Origin of the sequence: Aeromicrobium chenweiae (assembly GCF_003065605.1) — a bacterium.
Taxonomy (GTDB): Bacteria; Actinomycetota; Actinomycetes; order Propionibacteriales; family Nocardioidaceae; genus Aeromicrobium; species Aeromicrobium chenweiae.
This window is the reverse complement of the sequence record NZ_CP026952.1, coordinates 1,952,111-1,970,845: the sequence shown is the minus strand read 5'-3', so window position 1 is coordinate 1,970,845 and position 18,735 is coordinate 1,952,111. Positions and strand designations below refer to the sequence as shown.

19 protein-coding genes are annotated in these 18,735 nt (G+C 69.5%); 11 read left to right on the top strand and 8 right to left on the bottom strand.

Translation table 11 applies throughout. The features are described 5' to 3' along the window. Window positions 1-128 precede the first annotated feature (128 nt). Both C3E78_RS09465 and C3E78_RS09460 read right to left on the bottom strand, forming a co-directional pair. Window positions 129-509 (bottom strand): cupin domain-containing protein, encoded by a 381-nt coding sequence (locus tag C3E78_RS09465; protein WP_199906789.1) that lies wholly within the window; start codon window positions 507-509, stop codon window positions 129-131. 143 nt (window positions 510-652) lie between these two features. After that, window positions 653-1,480, bottom strand: a complete 828-nt coding sequence (locus C3E78_RS09460; protein ID WP_108578055.1) for an MBL fold metallo-hydrolase — start codon at window positions 1,478-1,480, stop codon at window positions 653-655. A 193-nt stretch (window positions 1,481-1,673) separates the two neighbouring features. Here C3E78_RS09460 and C3E78_RS18310 point away from each other — a divergent pair, with 193 nt between their 5' ends. Then, on the top strand, window positions 1,674-4,553 hold the full coding sequence (locus tag C3E78_RS18310; protein ID WP_159085858.1) for a thioester domain-containing protein: 2,880 nt from the start codon (window positions 1,674-1,676) through the stop codon (window positions 4,551-4,553). A gap of 75 nt (window positions 4,554-4,628) precedes the next feature. Here C3E78_RS18310 and C3E78_RS09450 read toward each other — a convergent pair whose 3' ends face one another. Further along, window positions 4,629-4,916 (bottom strand): Fe-S cluster assembly protein HesB, encoded by a 288-nt coding sequence (locus C3E78_RS09450; RefSeq protein WP_108578054.1) that lies wholly within the window; start codon window positions 4,914-4,916, stop codon window positions 4,629-4,631. 91 nt (window positions 4,917-5,007) lie between these two features. Further along, window positions 5,008-5,601, bottom strand: coding sequence for a rhomboid family intramembrane serine protease (locus C3E78_RS09445; RefSeq protein WP_108578053.1), 594 nt, complete (start codon window positions 5,599-5,601; stop codon window positions 5,008-5,010). 85 nt (window positions 5,602-5,686) lie between these two features. Between C3E78_RS09445 and C3E78_RS09440 the strand changes: the two genes are divergently transcribed. Beyond that, window positions 5,687-6,427: an SDR family oxidoreductase gene (locus C3E78_RS09440; protein WP_108578052.1), complete on the top strand. Its 741-nt coding sequence runs from the start codon at window positions 5,687-5,689 to the stop codon at window positions 6,425-6,427. Window positions 6,428-6,534: 107 nt separating this feature from the next. Then, entirely contained in the window at window positions 6,535-6,783 is a 249-nt protein-coding gene (locus C3E78_RS09435; protein WP_108578051.1) for a DUF2630 family protein, read from the top strand. Window positions 6,784-6,801: 18 nt separating this feature from the next. Here the strand turns inward: C3E78_RS09435 and C3E78_RS09430 are convergent, their stop codons facing one another. Further along, entirely contained in the window at window positions 6,802-7,293 is a 492-nt protein-coding gene (locus C3E78_RS09430) for a phosphoribosyltransferase (RefSeq protein WP_108578050.1), read from the bottom strand. A 53-nt stretch (window positions 7,294-7,346) separates the two neighbouring features. On the opposite strand from C3E78_RS09430, the gene C3E78_RS09425 reads away from it, so the two are divergent. The 5 genes from C3E78_RS09425 (at window position 7,347) to C3E78_RS09405 (ending at window position 12,231) form a co-directional block, all read left to right on the top strand. Next, window positions 7,347-7,991 (top strand): MBL fold metallo-hydrolase, encoded by a 645-nt coding sequence (locus C3E78_RS09425; protein ID WP_159085857.1) that lies wholly within the window; start codon window positions 7,347-7,349, stop codon window positions 7,989-7,991. 46 nt (window positions 7,992-8,037) lie between these two features. Next, entirely contained in the window at window positions 8,038-9,573 is a 1,536-nt protein-coding gene (locus C3E78_RS09420) for a UDP-N-acetylglucosamine 1-carboxyvinyltransferase (protein ID WP_108578048.1), read from the top strand. A gap of 60 nt (window positions 9,574-9,633) precedes the next feature. Then, window positions 9,634-10,401, top strand: a complete 768-nt coding sequence (locus C3E78_RS09415) for a glycerophosphodiester phosphodiesterase family protein (RefSeq protein WP_108578047.1) — start codon at window positions 9,634-9,636, stop codon at window positions 10,399-10,401. Continuing rightward, the gene (locus C3E78_RS09410; protein WP_108580835.1) at window positions 10,398-11,762 is read left to right on the top strand and encodes an MFS transporter; all 1,365 of its coding nucleotides are present in this window, start codon (window positions 10,398-10,400) and stop codon (window positions 11,760-11,762) included. Before C3E78_RS09415 ends, C3E78_RS09410 begins: the two co-directional genes overlap by 4 nt. Before the next feature lie 76 nt (window positions 11,763-11,838). After that, window positions 11,839-12,231, top strand: coding sequence for an RNA polymerase-binding protein RbpA (locus C3E78_RS09405; protein ID WP_108578046.1), 393 nt, complete (start codon window positions 11,839-11,841; stop codon window positions 12,229-12,231). A gap of 63 nt (window positions 12,232-12,294) precedes the next feature. Here the strand turns inward: C3E78_RS09405 and C3E78_RS09400 are convergent, their stop codons facing one another. The 3 genes from C3E78_RS09400 to C3E78_RS09390 are packed head-to-tail and all read right to left on the bottom strand — an operon-like array spanning window position 12,295 to window position 15,646. Beyond that, window positions 12,295-13,107 (bottom strand): polyprenol monophosphomannose synthase, encoded by an 813-nt coding sequence (locus C3E78_RS09400; RefSeq protein WP_108578045.1) that lies wholly within the window; start codon window positions 13,105-13,107, stop codon window positions 12,295-12,297. After that, window positions 13,062-14,570 (bottom strand): apolipoprotein N-acyltransferase, encoded by a 1,509-nt coding sequence (gene lnt, locus C3E78_RS09395; protein WP_135804923.1) that lies wholly within the window; start codon window positions 14,568-14,570, stop codon window positions 13,062-13,064. The genes C3E78_RS09400 and lnt overlap by 46 nt, the downstream gene beginning before the upstream one ends. Continuing rightward, on the bottom strand, window positions 14,567-15,646 hold the full coding sequence (locus C3E78_RS09390) for a M24 family metallopeptidase (protein WP_108578043.1): 1,080 nt from the start codon (window positions 15,644-15,646) through the stop codon (window positions 14,567-14,569). The genes lnt and C3E78_RS09390 overlap by 4 nt, the downstream gene beginning before the upstream one ends. A gap of 97 nt (window positions 15,647-15,743) precedes the next feature. Here C3E78_RS09390 and C3E78_RS09385 point away from each other — a divergent pair, with 97 nt between their 5' ends. From C3E78_RS09385 to C3E78_RS09375, 3 genes are all read left to right on the top strand, one after another. Then, window positions 15,744-16,127 carry a PLDc N-terminal domain-containing protein gene (locus tag C3E78_RS09385; protein ID WP_108578042.1) on the top strand — a complete coding sequence of 128 codons (384 nt, stop codon included), beginning with the start codon at window positions 15,744-15,746 and terminating at the stop codon, window positions 16,125-16,127. A gap of 66 nt (window positions 16,128-16,193) precedes the next feature. Further along, on the top strand, window positions 16,194-17,738 hold the full coding sequence (locus C3E78_RS09380) for a M28 family metallopeptidase (RefSeq protein ID WP_108578041.1): 1,545 nt from the start codon (window positions 16,194-16,196) through the stop codon (window positions 17,736-17,738). A 39-nt stretch (window positions 17,739-17,777) separates the two neighbouring features. Next, window positions 17,778-18,686 carry a 5'-3' exonuclease gene (locus C3E78_RS09375; RefSeq protein WP_108578040.1) on the top strand — a complete coding sequence of 303 codons (909 nt, stop codon included), beginning with the start codon at window positions 17,778-17,780 and terminating at the stop codon, window positions 18,684-18,686. The last annotated feature ends 49 nt before the right edge of the window (window positions 18,687-18,735 follow it).

Genomic DNA, 18,735 nt, shown 5'->3' with positions numbered 1-18,735 from the left:
TAGTTGACATAATGTGCATTATCGGACAACGACCAGGACGAGTAGGAACAGGTGAGATGCCCCCTCTCAACCCGCTGTGCGGTCTGTCTGGTCCACGCCCCGCTATCGGATCACTGGTGCATCGCAGGCTATGACTCGGAGGAGCCTAACTGGGTCTCGATCGGGACGGTTCCGTCGACGACCACGTCGCCGGTGTGGGCCGTCGTGACGGTCTCGATCAGCACGATGCCGACCTCCTGCTCGGCGACCGGGTTGTGCCGGACACCCTTCGGCACCACGAAGAACTCGCCGGGCGACAAGCGGACGTCGTCCTGGCCCTCCAGCTGGATCCGCAGCTCGCCGTAGACGACCAGGAAGAGCTCGTCCTCGTCGGCGTGGTCGTGCCAGACCAGCTCACCGAGCAGCTTCGCGACCTTCACGTACTGGTCGTTCACCCGTCCCACGACGCGCGGCGTCCAGTGCTCGTGGACGTGCTCGAGCTCGGCGGTGAGGCTCGCGGTGCTCATCATCAGTGCTTCTCCTCGGTGACTGCGGTCTCGACCGGACCGCCCAACCAGCAGCCCTCCGCCACCGAGTCTTCCACGCAGCCGCAGGGACGTCGCGCTGCCAGCTCGGGACCGGTGTGAGGACGCCTGTACGGGCACGTCGTCGATCATTTCTCCGGCTCGTCCGGCACGTCGCCGCGTAGCCAGCTGACGTACCGGTTCAACGAGGCGTCGACCACGGCCGCGGCGCCGGCGTCGATGATCCCGAAGGCGCCGTAGACACGATCGAACGGGAACGGCCCGATGGCCGTCTGGATGCGACGCACCGCGCGCTCTGGCAACGGGATCTTGTTCACGAAGCTGCGCATCACGCTGACACTGGCGCGGTCGGCGCCGACCGCGATCGTGTCGCCCGTGAGCAACGCACCACGCCCACCGGCACCCTCACGCCAATGGGCGACGCTGCTGCCGGCGAAATGTCCTCCGCACTGCACGAAGGTCACACCGGGCAGGACCTGCCTGACCCCGTGCCAGAGCTCGATGGCTGGGTCCGGCCGCCGGATCCACTCTCGATCCGCCGACGCCACCAGCACCGGTGCTCCCCTGAAAGCCTGGCTCCACTGGATCGACGCGCCGGTCAGATGCGGGTGACTTGCGGAGATCACGTCGACGCCGCCCAGGTCACGAAGCGTCGAGATCATGTCGTCATCGATGAAGCCGGGCGGCTCCCACAGCAGGTTGCCCCCGGAGGTGCGCAGGAACAGCCCCCGTTGCCCGATGCCGAGCTCAGGGACCACGTCGACGGCGAACAGATCCTCCTCAAGCTCACCGATCACGCCGTGATGGCCGGCGGCGGCAAGCTCGGCCTGCGTCGTCCATCGTTGACCGGATGCCGGGACGAACTGCCGGTCATCACTGCAGACCACGCAAACCGTGGGTGGTACCTCTGTGTCGGCGTGCTCGATCGCGCACGCCGCGCACGTCCAGATCGTCATGCGGTGACCCTAGAACCTCAACGCGGGTGGAGGTCAATCCGCGCGCACGCGGTCCCGCTGCACCACAAGATCCCAGACGAATCAAACAGGGCCCTTGGGCCCTGTTTCCCGAGTCGACGCAGGTGTGAGGGTTCGGAGGGCGGAGCCGTACGGAGCTTCGCACGCTTGTTTTTACGGGGGAAGGTACATCGCTGTGGAATCCATCCTGAGGAACCGGACGGTGCACCCGCTCCGCGTTTTCGTGGTCCTGCTCATGCTCGCCGGCCTGGTCCTGGTGGGGCGCCCGGCGCACGCCGAGCCCATCGTGGGAGGCGACGAACCAGTCCCGTCGAACTCCCCCTTCACCGAGCTGCAGCTCGGGCCCATCACCGGCGCGCTGGGCGTGAGCAACGTGGACGCCTTCAACGCCCCCGCCACCTTTGACCCGTTCTCGGGGTACCCCGAGACCATTCCGGCAGGATGGGAGACGCACGACGTCGCCTATGCCGGGCTGCTCCCGGCGTCCGACTCCGAGGGCAACGAGGTCTTCACCTACTGCATCGACCTCTTCACGAGCACACAGACGGGCGTGACCTACGAGCGCGGTGAGTGGACCGAGGCGAACGTCCGCAATCTCGGGTACGTGGCCTACATCCTCGAGAACTACTACCCCACCGTGCCGAACGCCCCGGCCGGCGTTGCCAACAACGTCCGGGCTGCCGCGGTGCAGGCGGCGATCTGGTACTTCAGCGACAACCTGGTGCTGGATCCGGACGACGAGCCGCAGCTGTACGGCCTCACGTCGGCCATCGTCGCGGACGCCATCGCCAACGGACCGGCGACCGAACCGGAGCAGCCGACGCTGAGCGTCTCCCCCGAGTCCGCGAGCGCGCCGTCGACCGGTGAGATCGTCGGTCCCTTCACGGTGACGGCCAACGGTCCGTCGGTCCTGCGGCTCGAAGGTGTCGAGGTCTTCACCGACGAGGCCGGGACGCAGCCCCTGGCAGAGGGCGCGACGGTTGCACCCGGGACGCAGCTGTGGGCGCGGTCGACCAGCACGACGGCGGGTCAGGGGTTCTCCTTGCAACGCCTGGAGACCATCAGCGAGTCGACCGTGTACCTCTACGACGGCGCCACGCCCGGGCGGAACACCGCCCAGAAGCTGATCCTGGCGCGGCAAGCGACCCTCGAGGCCGTGGCAAGCGTCCGCATCAACCGGTTCGCGGCCGGTGGCCTGCAGGTGACCAAGACCATCAGTGGTGAGGGCGCTGGACTGCAGGGCGACATCGAGATCAACGTCGTGTGCACCCCGCCCGCAGGTGTGGAAGAGGACCCCGTCGAGCGCACGATCACGATCCCGGCTGGGACCGGGGCCGGGGCGCAGGATCCCGTGCAGGTGACCGGGCTACGTGCCGGGTCCACCTGCACGATCACCGAGCCGGAGGACGGTGACAACGACCAGGTCAATCTGACGGCATCGTCCATCGATCCCGAGACCGTGACCGTCGTCACCAACGTGAACACGCCGGTCGCCGTGACCAACGAGTACGAGCTGGCTGTCGGTGGCCTGGAGGTGACCAAGACCATCAGTGGTGAGGGTGCCGGACTGCAGGGCGACATCGAGATCAACGTCGTGTGCACCCCGCCCGAAGGTGTGGACGTGGATCCGGTGGAGCGCACGATCACGATCCCGGCTGGGACCGGGGCTGGGGCGCAGGATCCGGTGCAGGTGACCGGCGTGCCCGCCGGGTCGACCTGCACGATCACCGAGCCGGAGGACGGTGACAACGGCCAGGTCAATCTGACGGCCTCGTCCATCGATCCCGAGACCGTGACCGTCGTCGACGACACGCTCGCCCCGGTCGCCGTGACCAACGAGTACGAGCTGGCGGTCGGTGGCCTTGAGGTGACCAAGACCATCAGTGGTGAGGGTGCCGGACTGCAGGGCGACATCGAGATCAACGTCGTGTGCACCCCGCCCGAAGGTGTGGACGTGGACCCGGTGGAGCGCACGATCACGATCCCGGCTGGGACCGGGGCCGGGGCGCAGGATCCGGTGCAGGTGACCGGCGTGCCCGCCGGGTCGACCTGCACGATCACCGAGCCGGAGGACGGTGACAACGACCAGGTCAATCTGACGGCCTCGTCCATCGATCCCGAGACCGTGACCGTCGTCGACAACACGCTCGCCCCCGTCGCTGTGACCAACGAGTACGAGCTGGCGGTCGGTGGCCTTGAGGTGACCAAGACCATCAGTGGTGAGGGTGCTGGACTGCAGGGCGACATCGAGATCAACGTCGTGTGCACCCCGCCCGAAGGTGTGGACGTGGATCCGGTGGAGCGCACGATCACGATCCCGGCTGGGACCGGGGCTGGGGCGCAGGATCCGGTGCAGGTGACCGGCGTGCCCGCCGGGTCGACCTGCACGATCACCGAGCCGGAGGACGGTGACAACGGCCAGGTCAATCTCACGGCCTCGTCGATCGATCCCGAGACCGTGACCGTCGTCGACGACACTCTCGCCCCGGTCGCCGTGACCAACGAGTACGCACGGGCGGTCGGCGGCCTGCAGGTCACCAAGCTCATCGGCGGACCCGCTGCGGGTGAGCAGGACGAGATCGTGCTCGCGCTGGACTGCGACGACGACGGCAACGCGTTCGACCAGGAGTTCACCATCCCCGCGGGATCCGCGGCCGGCGAGTACCCGGTGACGACGGTGACCGGCATCCCGGTCGGTACGGAGTGCGTGGTGACCGAGACCGTCAGCGGTGAGACCGACACGATCGTCCTCGTCGAGCCGACCACCATCGAGCCCGGATCGGTCACGATCGCCGACGGTGAGACCAGCGCGGTGACGGTCACCAACAACTACCGTGAGGAGAACGGCGGTGGTGGCGGCGGCGGTGGCGGCGGCGGGGAGTCCGGTGGCGGTTCGGCCGGCTCCGGCTCCGGCTCCGGCTTCCTGCCCAGCACGGGCGCGCCCTCCGGCCCGCTGGGGCTCGGCTTCGCACTCGTCCTGGCCGGTGCGACGGTGCTGATCGCACGTCGCTGGGCCGCGCGGAAGGGGCTGATCAGCGCTCGCCGCGTGGCGTGACCCGCCGGTCCGACTGCCCGCACAGACGCGCCTCCCGTGACCTTGTGGTCACGGGAGGCGCGTGTGCGTGCCGGGTCAGACCTGTTGGCCGAGCCCGAACTGCACGGATCCGTCCTGCTCGACCTTCGCGTCGAGCACCTTGTCCCCCAGCAGCTCGGCGGCGAGCGCATCGAGGAACACGCGGGCTCCCCCGTCGTCGACGACCTGGTCGCCCGGTTGCGGTGCGTCCACGGGCGTGAGGGCGAGGCCGGCATCCTGCTCGGGCCCGGCCTGGCTGATGCGAAGGCCGGACTCGGCGGAGTCCGGGACCTGGTCGGTGATCTGCTTCACCACATCGGCTGCATTGTCGGTCAGGGTCAACATGTCGTTCTCCCGTTCGTCAGTGTCATGGCCAAACATCCACACTTGCGGACGTTCCGGCACGAGGCAAGTCGGACGGACGGCAGGAGCCGCGTCAGGCCGGTCGTCGTGGGGTGCGGCTGGCGAGGAGCCACGCGGCCAACGCCCCGCCGACCGCACCGAAGAGGTGGCCTTCCCAGGACACTCCCGGTCGTCCCGGCAGCACGCCCCACAGGACGCTCCCGTAGATGACCAGGACACCGAGCCCCACGAGGATTTGACCCAGGCTGCGGTTGAAGACGCCACGGACGATCAGGTAGGTGAGCCAGCCGAACACGATGCCGGAGGCGCCGATGTGGTTGGTCCCGGAGCTGCCGATGAGCCACACACCGGCCCCGCCGACGAGCCACACGGTCGCCGTGACCTGCAGCCAGGTCCTGACGCCCGACAGGCCGAGGAGGAACCCCAGCGCGAGCAGCGGGACGGTGTTGCCGATCAGGTGTGCCCAGTTGTCGTGCAGGAGCGGCGCGAACAGGATCCCGTCCAGGCCGTCGAGGCTGCGCGGGTGGACGCCGTTGCGCTCCAGGTGCTCCGACGTCGCGACGTCGACGATCTCCACGGCGTACAGCAGCACGACGTACGCGCCGACGAGCAGCCCGGCCGTGGTCACGATGTTCAGTGACGGACGTCCACCACGGTTCTCGGTCATCCCCGAATGCTAGGGCCCGTGACCCAAGGTCCCCCGACTGCAAGACTGAGGGCCACTCCCCTCCCCCCGCCAGGAAGGACACCGCATGAGGATCGCCGTCGCCGGCGGGACCGGGCTGGTCGGGACGCTCGTGGTCGAGCACCTTCGCTCCGGCGGGCACGAGCCGGTGGTGCTGGCTCGCGGGGCGGGCGTGGACCTGGTCAGCGGAGCCGGCCTGGACACCGCCCTCGCGGGTGTGGAAGCGGTCGTGGACGTCAGCAACGTGACGACCCTGAGCCGCAGGACGTCACGGCGCTTCTTCGGTGCGGCCACCACACACCTGCTCGAGGCCGAGGGGCGGGCCGGGGTCCCCCACCATGTCGTGCTGTCGATCGTCGGTGTGGACCGGGTCGACAGCGGCTACTACGAGGGCAAACGGGTGCAGGAGAAGCTGGTTGCCGGCGGCGCCGTGCCGTGGACGATCGTCCGTGCGACCCAGTTCCACGAGTTCGCCGGTCAGGTGCTCGACCAGGTGCCCGGGCCGGTCGCCGTCGTGCCCCGGATGCGCACCCAGCCCATGGCAGCGCGCGAGGTCGCCGAGACGTTGGCCGCCCACGCGCTCGCGGAGCCCGCCAAGCGGGTCCTCGAGCTGGCCGGCCCGAAGGAGGAGGACCTCGGCGACATGGCCCGGCGCCTCCTGGCAGCGCGCGGACAGCACCGCCGGGTGCTGTCCCTGCGCCTGCCGGCACGAGGCACCGGTGCGATGGCGTCCGGGGCGCTGCTCCCCCGTTGCGACGGCCCGCGCGGCCGGCAGACGTACGACGAGTGGCTCAGCACCGTCCGCTGACCGCACTCGCGTTCGGCCCGTCTCCGTGGCAGCAGGTCGCGCGACAGGTTGGATCGAGCGCGCCGAGGGTCTCCCGCGGACGCCCTGCGCGGACGTACACTCCGCAGATGACGACCGATCAGGGAATCCACGAGCACATCAACAGCCTCGTCGCCGAGGAGAAGGCCCTCCGCGAGCAGCTGACCAACCACGAGATCAGCCGGGACGAGGAACGCGCCCGCCTCAGGACCCTCGAGGTCGAGCTCGACCAGGCCTGGGACCTGCTGCGTCAGCGCAAGGCCCTGCGGGAGACCGGCGGCTCCGAGGACGACGCCGCGGAGCGCTCGGGCGACGTGGTCGAGAAGTACCTCAACTGACCTGCGCCGGCACGACGCTCAGCTGTCGAGCACACCCGATCGCTTGACGACGGGTGGCTCGCTCGACCACGGGAAGTTGATCCAGTGGTCGGTCCGCTTCCAGGCGTAGTCCGCCGTGATGACCGACTGTGGCTTCTGGTAGATGACCGCGGTGCGGACCTCCGACACGTGGCCGCGGCAGAAGTGGTCGACGAGCTCCAGCGTCCTGCCGCTGTCGGCGACGTCGTCGACGACCAGTACCGAGAGGTCGTCGAGCTCCGTCACGTTGAGCAGCGGCGGCAGCATGACCGGGGCGTCCAGCGTGGTCCCGACGCCGGTGTAGAACTCGACGTTCATCGTGAACAGGTTCTTGCAGTCGAGGGCGTACGCGAGGGACCCGGCCGGGATCAGGCCACCGCGCGCGATGCCGAGGACGACGTCCGGACGGAACCCGCTGTCGGCCACCGCTTGGGCGAGCTCACGGCTCGCCGTGCCGAACATCTCCCAGGTCAAGATCTCGCGCTCCGACATGCTTCCACTGTGCCACGGCCCAGGCGTTCGGACGCGGGTGCAAGATGGGACGCATGCAGATCACTCGCTTCGGTCACGCCGCCGTTCTCGTGGAAGCCGCGGGCTCCCGGGTCCTCATCGATCCGGGAGTGTTCAGCCCCGACGAGACCTTCGCGCTGGAGGGACTCGACGCGATCGTCGTCACCCATCAGCACCCCGACCACCTCGACCAGGACCGTTACGGCGGCCTGCTCGAGCGCAACCCCGACGCGCTGCTCCTGTGCGACCCGGAGACCGCCTCGATCGCCCAGGTCGGCGACTGGTCGACGAACGGTGACGGCGTCGAGACCGTCGTCAGCGACCTGACCCTGCGGGGCGTCGGCGCCCAGCACGCCGTGATCCTCCCCACGATCCCCCGCATCGGCAACGTCGGCGTCATGGTGAGCGCAGCCGGGGAGCCCACCCTGTTCCATCCGGGTGACTCGTACGAGCACGCGCCCGAGGGCGTCGACGTGCTCGCACTCCCCCTGTCCGCACCATGGACCAAGCTCAGCGAGACCGTGGACTTCGTGCAGCGGGTCGCGCCGACGACCCTGTTCCCCGTCCACGACCGCACGATCTCCGAGGCCGCGTACGGCATCTACTGGGGTCAGCTGACCGCGCACAGCGGCGTCCAGGACGCTCGTCTGCTGGGCCAGACCGACGCCACGACGGCGTGATCTTGCGGACGTTGAGTTATCTCATAACTGATATATGGTGATTGGCATGACTGTTCGTGATGACTACCTCGCACGCATCGGCGCCCTCATCCGGGACGCTCGACAGCACAGCGGCCTCACCCAGGCCGAGCTGGCGGCAGAGCTCAAGACGAGCCAGAGTGCCGTCAACCGCATCGAGAAGGGGCAGCAGAACCTGACCCTCGACATGCTGGCCCGCATCGGCAGCGCCCTCGACTCCGAGCTCGTGAGCGTCGGCACGTCCGGCCCGAGCCACCTGAGGGTCGCCGGCGGCACGACGCTCTCGGGAACGATCGACGTGAAGTCGAGCAAGAACGCCGGCGTCGCCCTGCTCTGCGCCTCCCTGCTCAACGCCGGCACCACCGTGCTGCGCAAGGTCGCCCGCATCGAGGAGGTCAACCGTCTCCTCGAGGTGCTGACCTCGATCGGCGTCAAGGCGACCTGGCTCAACGACCAGAACGATCTCGAGCTCGTCGTCCCGGCCGAGCTGGACCTGGCCGCGATGGACGCGGACGCCGCCCGGCGCACCCGCAGCATCATCATGTTCCTGGGCCCGCTGATGCACCGCTACGACGACTTCGAGCTCCCCTACGCCGGTGGCTGCGACCTCGGCACCCGCACGGTCGAGCCGCACATGACGGCGCTGCGCCCGTTCGGGCTCAAGGTCGTCGCGACCGAGGGCAGCTATCACGCCGCCGCCGCTGCCGGGGTCGGCCCCGAGCGTCCCATCGTGCTGACCGAGCGCGGTGACACCGTGACCGAGAACGCGCTGCTGGCCGCGGCCCGCTACGACGGCGTCACCGTCATCCGTAACGCGAGCCCCAACTACATGGTCCAGGACCTGTGCTTCTTCCTGGTCAAGCTGGGTGTCGGCATCGAGGGCATCGGCACCACGACGCTGCGCATCACCGGCGCCCCGGTCATCAACTGCGACGTCGAGTACGCGCCGAGCGAGGACCCGATCGAGGCGATGAGCCTGATCGCCGCCGCGATCGTCACGAAGTCGAGCATCACCGTGCGGCGGGTGCCGATCGAGTTCATGGAGATCGAGCTGGCACTGCTCGAGGAGATGGGCTTCCAGTACGACCGCAGCGCCGAGTACGCGGCGGAGAACGGCCAGACGCGGCTCGTCGACATCACGACGTACGCCTCGGCCCTGCACGCCCCGATCGACAAGATCCACCCGATGCCGTTCCCGGGGCTCAACATCGACAACCTGCCGTTCTTCGCGGTCATCGCGGCGACCGCCGAGGGCCAGACGATGCTGCACGACTGGGTGTACGAGAACCGCGCGATCTACCTCACCGAGCTCAACAAGCTGGGTGCGCAGGTCAAGCTCCTCGACCCGCACCGGGTGCTGATCGAGGGTCCGACGCACTGGAGCGGCGCGGAGCTGATCTGCCCGCCGGCGCTGCGTCCGGCCGTCGTGATCCTGCTGGCGATGCTCGCGGCCAAGGGCACCTCGGTGCTCCGCAGCGTGTACGTCATCAACCGCGGCTACGAGGACCTCGCCGAGCGGCTCAACGCCCTCGGCGCCCAGATCGAGACCTTCCGGGACATCTGAGCACCTCCCGCCGGCCACGGCCGGCGGGAGGTGGACCCCGCCAGGGCATAGCGTGAACATGTGTCCTTCCTCGACCCACCACCTCTGGCCATCGCCCACCGAGGCGGAGCGGCGACGGGTGACAACGTCGGCATCGAGAACTCGCTCGCGGCGTTCGCGCACGCGTACGAGCTCGGCTACCGCTATCTCGAGACCGACGTCCGCACGACGTCCGACGGCGTCGTGTACGCGGTCCACGACGACCGGCTCGAACGCCTGACCGGCAGCCCCGACGCGATCAACGCGTTGTCCTCGGAGTCGATCGAGCTGCAGCGGCTCGACCAGCGCGAGCCGTTCGCCCGCCTCGAGGCGCTGTTCGAGGCCTTTCCGGACGCGCGCCTCATGATCGACGTCAAGTCCGACGAGGCGGTGGAGCCCACGTGCGAGCTGGTACGGGCCCAGGGGGCGATCGGACGCACGTGCCTCAGCTCGTTCTCGCACGCCCGGCTGAGACGAATCCGGCGCCTCCTGCCCGGTGTTGCCACCTCCGCGTCGGTGCCCGAGGTGGTGATGGCCACGCTCCTGCCGGCGCGTCTGCTGCGGATCCTCGGCGCACCTCCCGGTACCTGCCTGCAGGTGCCGCACCGCCAGGGCCCGCTCCCCGTGGTCACGCGGTCCTTCGTCCGCCGGGCGCACGCGCTCGGCAAGCAGGTCCACGTGTGGACGGTCGACGACGCCGACGAGATGAACGAGCTCCTCGACCTCGGGGTCGACGGCATCATCACCGATCGCACGGACGTCCTCAAGGACGTCCTGGTCGCCAGGGGAACGTGGACGGAGCCCGCATGAGCACGACGACCAGGCCGCGGGCCACCGCCGAGCAGCGCGGCTGGTACTTCTACGACTGGGCGAACTCGGCGTACATCACGACGATCGGCACGGTGCTGTTCGCGCCGTACCTGACGAGCGTCGCGGAGAAGGCCGCCTGTGGCTTCGCCGGCGACGACGACCGCAAGTGCACCGAGAACCTGCACGTCCTGGGCCTCTCGCTGTCCGCCGGGTCGCTCGTGTTCTACGTCGTCACGCTCGCGACCGTGCTGTCGGCGTTCGTGCTGCCGATCATCGGTGCGGTGGCCGACCGTGTGGAGTCCAAGCGCCGCCTGATGTGCGGGCTGGCGTGGGCCGGCTCGGTCGTCGCGGCGCTGATGTTCTTCGTCACCGGCGACAACTGGCAGCTGGGCGCCGTCCTGCTCGTCGTGGCCAACCTGTTCTACGGGGCGTCGATCGTGGTCTACGACGCGATCCTGGTCGACATCGCAGCGCCGGACGACCGCGACCACGTGTCCTCCCAGGGCTGGGCGTTCGGGTACCTCGGTGGCGCGCTGCTGCTGTCGCTCAACCTCGTGGTCGTCACCGTGAAGCCGTTCGGGCTGTCGACCGAGAGCGCGGTCCGCATCAGCCTGCTGTCGGCGGCGCTGTGGTGGGCGGTCTTCACGATCGTCCCGTACCGCCGGATCAAGGACCATCCCGTGCGTGGCGCCGCTCCGGTCGAGGGCGTCTCGCTCATGCAGCGCAGCTTCGGCCAGCTGTTCCGCACGCTCCGGGAGCTGCGGGGCTATCCGCAGACGCTGTTGTTCCTCGTGGCGTACCTGTTCTACAACGACGGCATCCAGACGGTGATCTACTCCGCGTCGGTGTACGGCGAGAAGGAGCTCGGCTTCGGGACCAGCATCCTCATCACGACGATCCTCATCGTGCAGTTCGTCGCCTTCGGTGGCGCCCTGATCTTCGGCCGCGTCGCGGCCCGGTTCGGCGGGCACCGCACGATCATGGGCGGTCTCGCGGTGTGGGTGCTCGTGGTGTGCATCGGCTTCTTCCTGCCGGCGGAGCAGGTCGTGCCGTTCTTCGTCCTGGCGGTGCTCATCGGTCTGGTGCTGGGCGGCACGCAGGCGCTCTCGCGGTCGTTCTTCTCCCAGCTCATCCCCCGCGGGCGCGAGGCGGAGTACTTCAGCCTGTACCAGGCCTGCGAGCGAGGGACGAGCTGGTTCGGCACCCTCGTGTTCGGCCTGGTGCACCAGCTCACCGACTCGTACCGGCCGGCGATCCTCGCCCTGATTGCGTTCTTCGTGATCGGTGGGACGCTGTTGTGGAGGCTTGATCCACGCAAGGGGGTCATCGAGGCGGGGAACGTCCCGCCGGCCGTCCTGTGAAGACTGTTCGTGTTCAGGGGAATCTCATGCGTGTCGTCTACGTTGAACACGGTAAGGCACAAGAGAGGGGACGCACATGGCTGAACGTGCATTGCGAGGTGCTCGGCTCGGGACACAGAGCTTCGAGGACGAGCGCGGCGTGGAGATGGCTCCCCGGCAGCAGGTTGAGTACGTGTGCCCGGACGGGCACACGTTCACGGTGGTCATGGCCGACGAGGCCGAGATCCCGTACGAGTGGGAAGACCCCAAGACGGGTCAGATCGGACAGCTTGCCAACGGCGAGAAGCCCGAGGGAAAGGCTGAGAAGCCGGTCCGCACGCACTGGGACATGCTGCTCGAGCGTCGCTCGGTCGACGAGCTGGAGGAGATCCTGACGGAGCGGCTCGAGCTGCTCCGTGGTGGGGAGATCGGTCCGCCGCACCTCCACCGGCCCGCCAAGAAGAGCGCGGCCAAGAAAAAGAGCGCCTGAGGCCCACACGGCCTTTCGTGAACCAGGACCCCGGCTACGGCCGGGGTCTTTTGGCGTCCGGCCTCAGCGGGCCGCTCGGTCGGACGACGCCTGGCCCTGGACGTCGGAGCGTTGCCGGAACCTCCGCGGCACCAGCCGCTCCAGTCCCCAGACGGTGACCCGCCACAGCGCCTCACGCACGATCGCACCGCTCATCTTGGACTGACCGCGCTCCCGCTCGACGAACGTGATGGGCACCTCCACGACGCTCATGCCGGCCGCGACGACCCGGCGAGCCATGTCGATCTGGAAGCAGTAGCCCTGTGACGCGACCTCGTCCAGCGGCAGCCGCTGCAGCGTCTCCTGCCGGAACGCCCGGAACCCTCCGGTGGCGTCCTTGATCGGGATGCCCAGCATGAGGTGCGCGTAGAGCGTCCCGCCGCGGGAGATCAGGCGACGGTGCCAGGGCCAGTTGACGACCCCGCCGCCCGGCACCCACCGGGACCCGAGCACCAGATCGGCTCCCGCCTCGCTCGCCGCGAGGATCTGGGCGAGGTCCTCGGGCCGGTGCGAGCCGTCCGCGTCCATCTCCATCAGGACGTCGTAGCCGCGCTCCAGGCCCCACGCGAAACCGGCACGGTACGCCGAGCCGAGACCCTGCTTGGACGTGCGGTGCATGACGTGCACGCGCGGGTCCGCCGCCGCGAGCCGGTCGGCGATCTCCCCCGTGCCGTCCGGGGAGCCGTCGTCCGCGATGAGGACGTCGACCTGCGGCTGCTGGTCGTGGATCCGCCCCACGATGAGCTCGAGATTGTCCGACTCGTTGTAGGTCGGGACGATGATCAGGGTCCTCACAGGGGCCCGGCCTCCTTGCGTCGTCGCGTGCCGAGCCACCATGCTCCCACCCCCGTGGCCACCAGCAACCACTCGAGGTACCGGCCGATGACCAACGCGGGTGTCCTGCCCGAGGCGAGGGTGACCTGGGTGTTGACCAGCGCGGGCTCGTGCAGGGGCGCGCGCTCGACGCTGCGACCCGACGGGTCCACCACGCCGGTGATGCCGTTGGTCGACGGGACGACGACCCACCGCCCGGTCTCGATGGCCCGCAGACGGGAGATGTCCCACTGCTGCTCGGGCTGCGACGTGCCGGTGAAGGCCGCGTTGCTCGTCTGCACGACGATCATCTGCGCGCCGCCGTCCACCGCCCGCCGGGTCACGTCGTCGTACGCGATGTCGTAGCAGATGGTGTCGCCGATCCGGGTGTCACCGATGGTCAGCGCTCCGGGCTCGTCGCCGGCCAGCATGTCGCGGGGGATGTCACGGGCCAGGCGGCCGACGACCGAGCCGGCCTGCTTGCGGAACGGGACGTACTCGCCGAACGGCACCGGCTTGAGCTTGTCGTAGCGCTCCCCCGGCCCGTCCGCGGTCCACACCACGCCCGAGTTGTACGCGGTGTCGACCGTCGGCCCGTCGAACAGGCCGCCGACCAGGATCGGCGCACCGATCCGGGCCGAGAGCGACTCGATGCGGCCGCGCGTCACGGCGTCGTGGTACGGGTCGATGTCGGTGGCGTTCTCGGGCCACAGGACCATGTCGGGTCGGGGCACGGTCCCGGCCGCGACCGCGTCGGCGAGCCGCTCGGTCTCGGCGAGGTGCAGATCGAGGATCTCGCCCCGTGGCCACGTCAGGAAGACGCCGGGCACGTTGCCCTGCACCAGCGCCACCTGCCGGGTGCCGTCGGAGCCCGCGATGCCGGTCGGCAGCACCGCTCCGACGACCGTCAGGGCGATCACCCCGGCAGCGGCCCCGATCCTGGCCCGACGTCCCGGACCGACCACCACGACGACTAGCAGCGCGGCGACCAGGAACAGCACCGCGCTGGTGCCGGGCATCGCCACGAGTCGGGCGTACGGGGCGAAGGGCGTGTCGATCGAGGTGTGCGCCAGCCGCCCCCAGGGGAATCCGGTGAACGGGAACCGGCCACGGGCCCACTCCCCTGCCACCCAGACGCCGGCGCCCCACAGCGGCCACCAGCGCAGCCGCGTCGCTGCCCGCAGCGCGAGCATGATCGGCACGAAGAACAGCGCCTCGGCGACGAACAGGCCGATGTAGGCGCCCGCGCTGACCGCGTTCATCCACCAGATGCACGGCCCCATGAACCCGAGGCCGTACAGCAGGCCCGTGACGGCGACGACGCGCTTGCTGGCGCCGTCGAGCGCTCGGGCGAGCCACACGAGGCCGGCCACCCCCACGACCATCGCGAACGGCAGCGAGACCGGGTCGAAGTTCAGCGACGACAGCACCCCGAGGGCAGCTGCAGCGGGCCAGGCGACCTTCCACCCGACGCGGGGTCGTGTCACAGGGCGACGAGCCCGCGTGGCGTGTTGTTCAGCACCTCGAGACCGTCCGCGGTGCACACCGCGATGTCCTCGATGCGGGCGCCGAACTGTCCCTCGAAGTAGATGCCCGGCTCGATCGAGAACGCCATGCCCTCCTCGAGGACGAGGTCGTTGCCCTCCACGATGTACGGCTCCTCGTGGGTCTCCTGGCCGATGCCGTGGCCGGTGCGGTGGATGAACAGGTCGCCGTAGCCCGCGGCCGTGATGATCGCGCGGCCGACCGCGTCGACCGACTCGGCGGTCACGCCCGGCCGAGCGTGCTCGCGCTGGGCCTCGTGGGCCTCCTCGAGCACCAGGTACGCGGCGAGGTACTTCGCGGGGGCGATGCCGCCCGCGAGGTAGTTGCGGGTGGAGTCCGAGCAGTAGCCCGAGGGCATGGTGCCGCCGATGTCGACGACGACGGGGTCGCCGACCTCGATGACCCGGTCGGACAGCTCGTGGTGCGGCGACGCGCCGTTGGGTCCCGAGCCCACGATGACGAAGTCGACCGTCTCGTGGCCCTCGTCGATGATCGCGCGGGCGATGTCGGCGCCGACCTCGCGCTCGGTGCGGCCCGGCCGGAGCCACTCGGCCATGCGGTCGTGCACGCGGTCGATCGCGGCACCGGCGTCGCGCAGCGCGGCGACCTCGGTCGCGTCCTTGCGGATCCGCAGCTGCTGCACGAGCGGACCGGCCAGCACCTGACGCGCCGACGGCATCGCGGCCTGCAGCGCGAAGACCCGGGACGCCCACATGTGGTCGTCCACGCCGACCGTGGCGACGTCGCCGACCAGCCTCGCGACCAGCGCGTACGGGTCCTCGGTCTCCTGCCACGACGCGATCGCCGTGTCGACGCCGGAGGCGATCGCCGCCTGACGCTCCAGGTGGGGCACGACGAGGGTGGGCTCGCCCTGTGCGGGCAGCACGAGGCACGTGAGCCGCTCCAGCGGGAGAGCCACGTAGCCCGTGAGGTAGCGGAGGTCCGCCCCCGGTGTCACGAGCAGGGCGTCGATCCCCTGCTGGGTTGCCAGTTCCTGAGCCTTGCGCCACGTGTTCACACCATGACGATACCGGTGGGGTCATGGGCCGATTCGCCTGCGGGAGCACCGAGACCGCTGCCATCATGTGGCGACGCCGACGACAAGGGGACCCGCAGTGCTGTACCTGGACGGAGTGCTCACCCTCGTGGTGCTCCTGCTGTGGATCTTCTGCCTCATCGACGTCATCACGACCGACGAGAGCGTGTGCCGCAACCTGGGCAAGACCGTGTGGCTCCTGCTGGTCCTGTTCCTGCCGGCCATCGGCTCGATCGCCTGGCTCGTGGCGGGACGTCCCCAGGCGACGCCCGACCTGCCGTACAAGGGCAACAGCGGCCCGGCGTTCCCCGAGTACGAGCGTCCCGGCCGCTACGTCGACCCCGATCCGGAGCGCGACGCGGCCTACCTCCAGTCGCTGCGAGACCGCGCCGAGCAGCAACGGCGCGCGTACCAGGAGCGGAAGCGTCGCGCCCTCGGGGACGGCGATCAACCGTCGCCGTAGGGGTGTTCTTCGGCTCCGACCCGACCTAGTGTGATGTGGAACACACCACTCATTGGGGGGTCCCACATGCGCCGAGCGCTGTATTCCACCGCTGCCGTCATCCTGACCGGCAGCCTCTTCGTGGCCGCACCTGCGGACGCGGGCAACAAGCACCAGTCGAAGGCCAAGCCGGTCGACACGAGCCGGCTGACCAAGGCCGTGACCGTCAACGGCCAGCTCCAGACCTTGCGCCAGCTGCAGGTCATCGCCAACCGCAACGGGGGCAACCGTGCCTCCGGCCTGCCGGGCTATGACGCCTCGGCCGCCTACGTGAGGGCTCAGCTCAGGAAGGCCGGCTACAAGGTCAGGACCCAATCGTTCACCTTCGCGTTCAGCCGGGACCTCGCGCCGGCCGAGCTGCAGCAGGTCACGCCGGCCGCGCGGGACATCGAGACCGAGGCGTTCGACTACTCCGGGTCCGGCGACGTCACCGGCACGCTCACGCCGGTCGGCCTGGTCATCCCGCCGGGTGAGCCGGGCACGACGCCGTCGGGCTGTGCCCCCGGGGACTTCCCGGCCGCCGGCGCGGGACCGTCGGTCGCGCTCATCCAGCGCGGCGCGTGCGACTTCGGCGTCAAGGCCGCGAACGCCCAGGCGGCCGGCTACGACGCGGCCATCATCTTCAACGAGGGCCAGGAGGGACGCCAGGAGCTGCTCACCGGCACGCTCGGCACCCCGGTGGACATCCCGGTGGTCGGCATCTCGTACGAGGACGGCGTCGCGCTCAGCGAGCAGGACGACGCCACGGTCCGGGTCTTCGCGAGCACCGAGGTCGACCTGAACCGCACCACGAGCAACGTCATCGCCGACCTGCCGGGCAAGACCAAGAACCCCGACCAGGTCGTCGTGGTCGGAGCGCACCTCGACAGCGTCCCGGCAGGTCCTGGCATCAACGACAACGGCACCGGAACGGCCGCCGTGCTGGAGATCGCCAAGCAGTACACCAAGACCAAGCTGGACAAGAAGGCGCAGCGCCCCGTGCGATTCGCCTTCTGGGGCGCGGAGGAGAAGGGTCTGCTCGGGGCGGAGCACTACGTCGCCAGCCTCACCGACGCCCAGCGGGCCAGGATCTACGCGAATCTCAACTTCGACATGATCGGATCGCCCAACTTCGCGCGCTTCGTCTACGACGGCGACGGGTCGTCGGACGACAACGCCGGGCCCGCGGGATCGGGCGAGATCGAGAAGATCTTCACCGACTACTTCGCCAAGAAGAACCTCGCGTCGGCTCCGACCTCGTTCGACGGACGATCCGACTACGGACCGTTCATCGCAGAGGGCATCCCCGCCGGGGGCCTCTTCAGCGGTGCCGAGGGCATCAAGACGCCGGAGGAGGCCGCGCTGTTCGGTGGTACGGCCGGGGTGGCGTACGACCAGTGCTACCACCAGGCGTGCGACGACATCACGAATGTGAGCACGCGGGCGATCAACGAGCTCGGTGACGCGGCAGCCCACTCGGTCGGCGTCCTGGCCCTGTCGAAGCAGGGTCTGTACGGCGACCAGCGGCGCGCCAAGGTGTCGGCCAAGAAGCTCGCGGCACCACGCAGTCACGGTCACGCACTGACGCGCTGATCCCGGTCCGGCCGTGGGTCATGTCCTAGAGTTCGGGACATGTCCCACGGCCGACTTCTGCTCCTCGACAGCGCGAGCCTGTACTTCCGCGCGTTCTTCGGCATCCCCAAGACCCTGAAGGCGCCCGACGGCACGGTCGTCAATGCGCTGCGCGGCATCCTCGACTTCACCTCGACCCTCACCACGCAGTACGAGCCCGAGGCCGTCGTCGCGTGCTGGGACGACGACTGGCGCCCGCAGTGGCGCGTCGACCTCCTCGACACGTACAAGACGCAGCGGCTGGACGACGAGGGTGGCGAGGCGGACACCACCGAGGGCCTCCTCGGCCCCCAGGTCCCGCTCATCGCCGAGGCATTCGGGCTGTTGGGCATCCCGGTGGTCGGGGCAGCGGACTACGAGGCCGACGACGTGATCGGCAGCCTCGCCGAGGCGTGGGACGGCCCCGTCGACATCGTGACGGGCGATCGCGACCTGTTCCAGCTCGTCGACGACGACCGGGACATCCGGGTGCTCTACGTCGCCAGGGGCGTGTCGAAGCACGACGTCGTGGACAACGCCTGGCTGCGGGAGAAGTACGGCGTCGACGCGGCCGACTACGTCGACTTCGCGGTGATGCGCGGGGACGCGTCCGACGGCCTGCCTGGTGTCGCCGGCATCGGTGACAAGACCGCGGCGGTCCTGCTCGAGGAGTTCGGCGACCTCGACGGCATCCTGGCCGCGGCCGACGACACCTGGTCGTCGATCAAGCCACGGGTGCGTGCGTCCTTGCGCGAGTCCGTCGACTACATCACCGCGGCGCGCGAGGTCGTGGCCGTGCGTCGCGACGTGTGCGAGGTGCCCGACCTCACCACCGCGGTGGACGAGGACGCCTTCACCGCGTTCGGCACGACCTGGGGCCTCGGCGGCGTCACCGAACGCGCCCTCGCCGCCCGCGCCCGCTGGGCCTGACGTTCTGACGGCGACACGCCTGGCGTGTCGGGAGAAACGTCAGGCTCAG

What these genes read in the sequence shown, in the direction of transcription:
- C3E78_RS09380 (WP_108578041.1), top strand. Translation starts at nt 16,194, where the DNA reads ATGCGCCGAGCGCTGTATTCCACCGCTGCCGTCATCCTGACCGGCAGC.
- C3E78_RS09465 (WP_199906789.1), bottom strand. Translation starts at nt 509, where the DNA reads ATGATGAGCACCGCGAGCCTCACCGCCGAGCTCGAGCACGTCCACGAG.
- C3E78_RS09460 (WP_108578055.1), bottom strand. Translation starts at nt 1,480, where the DNA reads ATGACGATCTGGACGTGCGCGGCGTGCGCGATCGAGCACGCCGACACA.
- C3E78_RS09405 (WP_108578046.1), top strand. Translation starts at nt 11,839, where the DNA reads ATGGCTGAACGTGCATTGCGAGGTGCTCGGCTCGGGACACAGAGCTTC.
- C3E78_RS09445 (WP_108578053.1), bottom strand. Translation starts at nt 5,601, where the DNA reads ATGACCGAGAACCGTGGTGGACGTCCGTCACTGAACATCGTGACCACG.
- C3E78_RS09450 (WP_108578054.1), bottom strand. Translation starts at nt 4,916, where the DNA reads ATGTTGACCCTGACCGACAATGCAGCCGATGTGGTGAAGCAGATCACC.
- C3E78_RS09400 (WP_108578045.1), bottom strand. Translation starts at nt 13,107, where the DNA reads ATGGTGGCTCGGCACGCGACGACGCAAGGAGGCCGGGCCCCTGTGAGG.
- C3E78_RS09440 (WP_108578052.1), top strand. Translation starts at nt 5,687, where the DNA reads ATGAGGATCGCCGTCGCCGGCGGGACCGGGCTGGTCGGGACGCTCGTG.
- C3E78_RS09375 (WP_108578040.1), top strand. Translation starts at nt 17,778, where the DNA reads ATGTCCCACGGCCGACTTCTGCTCCTCGACAGCGCGAGCCTGTACTTC.
- C3E78_RS09425 (WP_159085857.1), top strand. Translation starts at nt 7,347, where the DNA reads ATGCAGATCACTCGCTTCGGTCACGCCGCCGTTCTCGTGGAAGCCGCG.
- C3E78_RS09420 (WP_108578048.1), top strand. Translation starts at nt 8,038, where the DNA reads ATGACTGTTCGTGATGACTACCTCGCACGCATCGGCGCCCTCATCCGG.
- C3E78_RS09435 (WP_108578051.1), top strand. Translation starts at nt 6,535, where the DNA reads ATGACGACCGATCAGGGAATCCACGAGCACATCAACAGCCTCGTCGCC.
- C3E78_RS09410 (WP_108580835.1), top strand. Translation starts at nt 10,398, where the DNA reads ATGAGCACGACGACCAGGCCGCGGGCCACCGCCGAGCAGCGCGGCTGG.
- C3E78_RS09430 (WP_108578050.1), bottom strand. Translation starts at nt 7,293, where the DNA reads ATGTCGGAGCGCGAGATCTTGACCTGGGAGATGTTCGGCACGGCGAGC.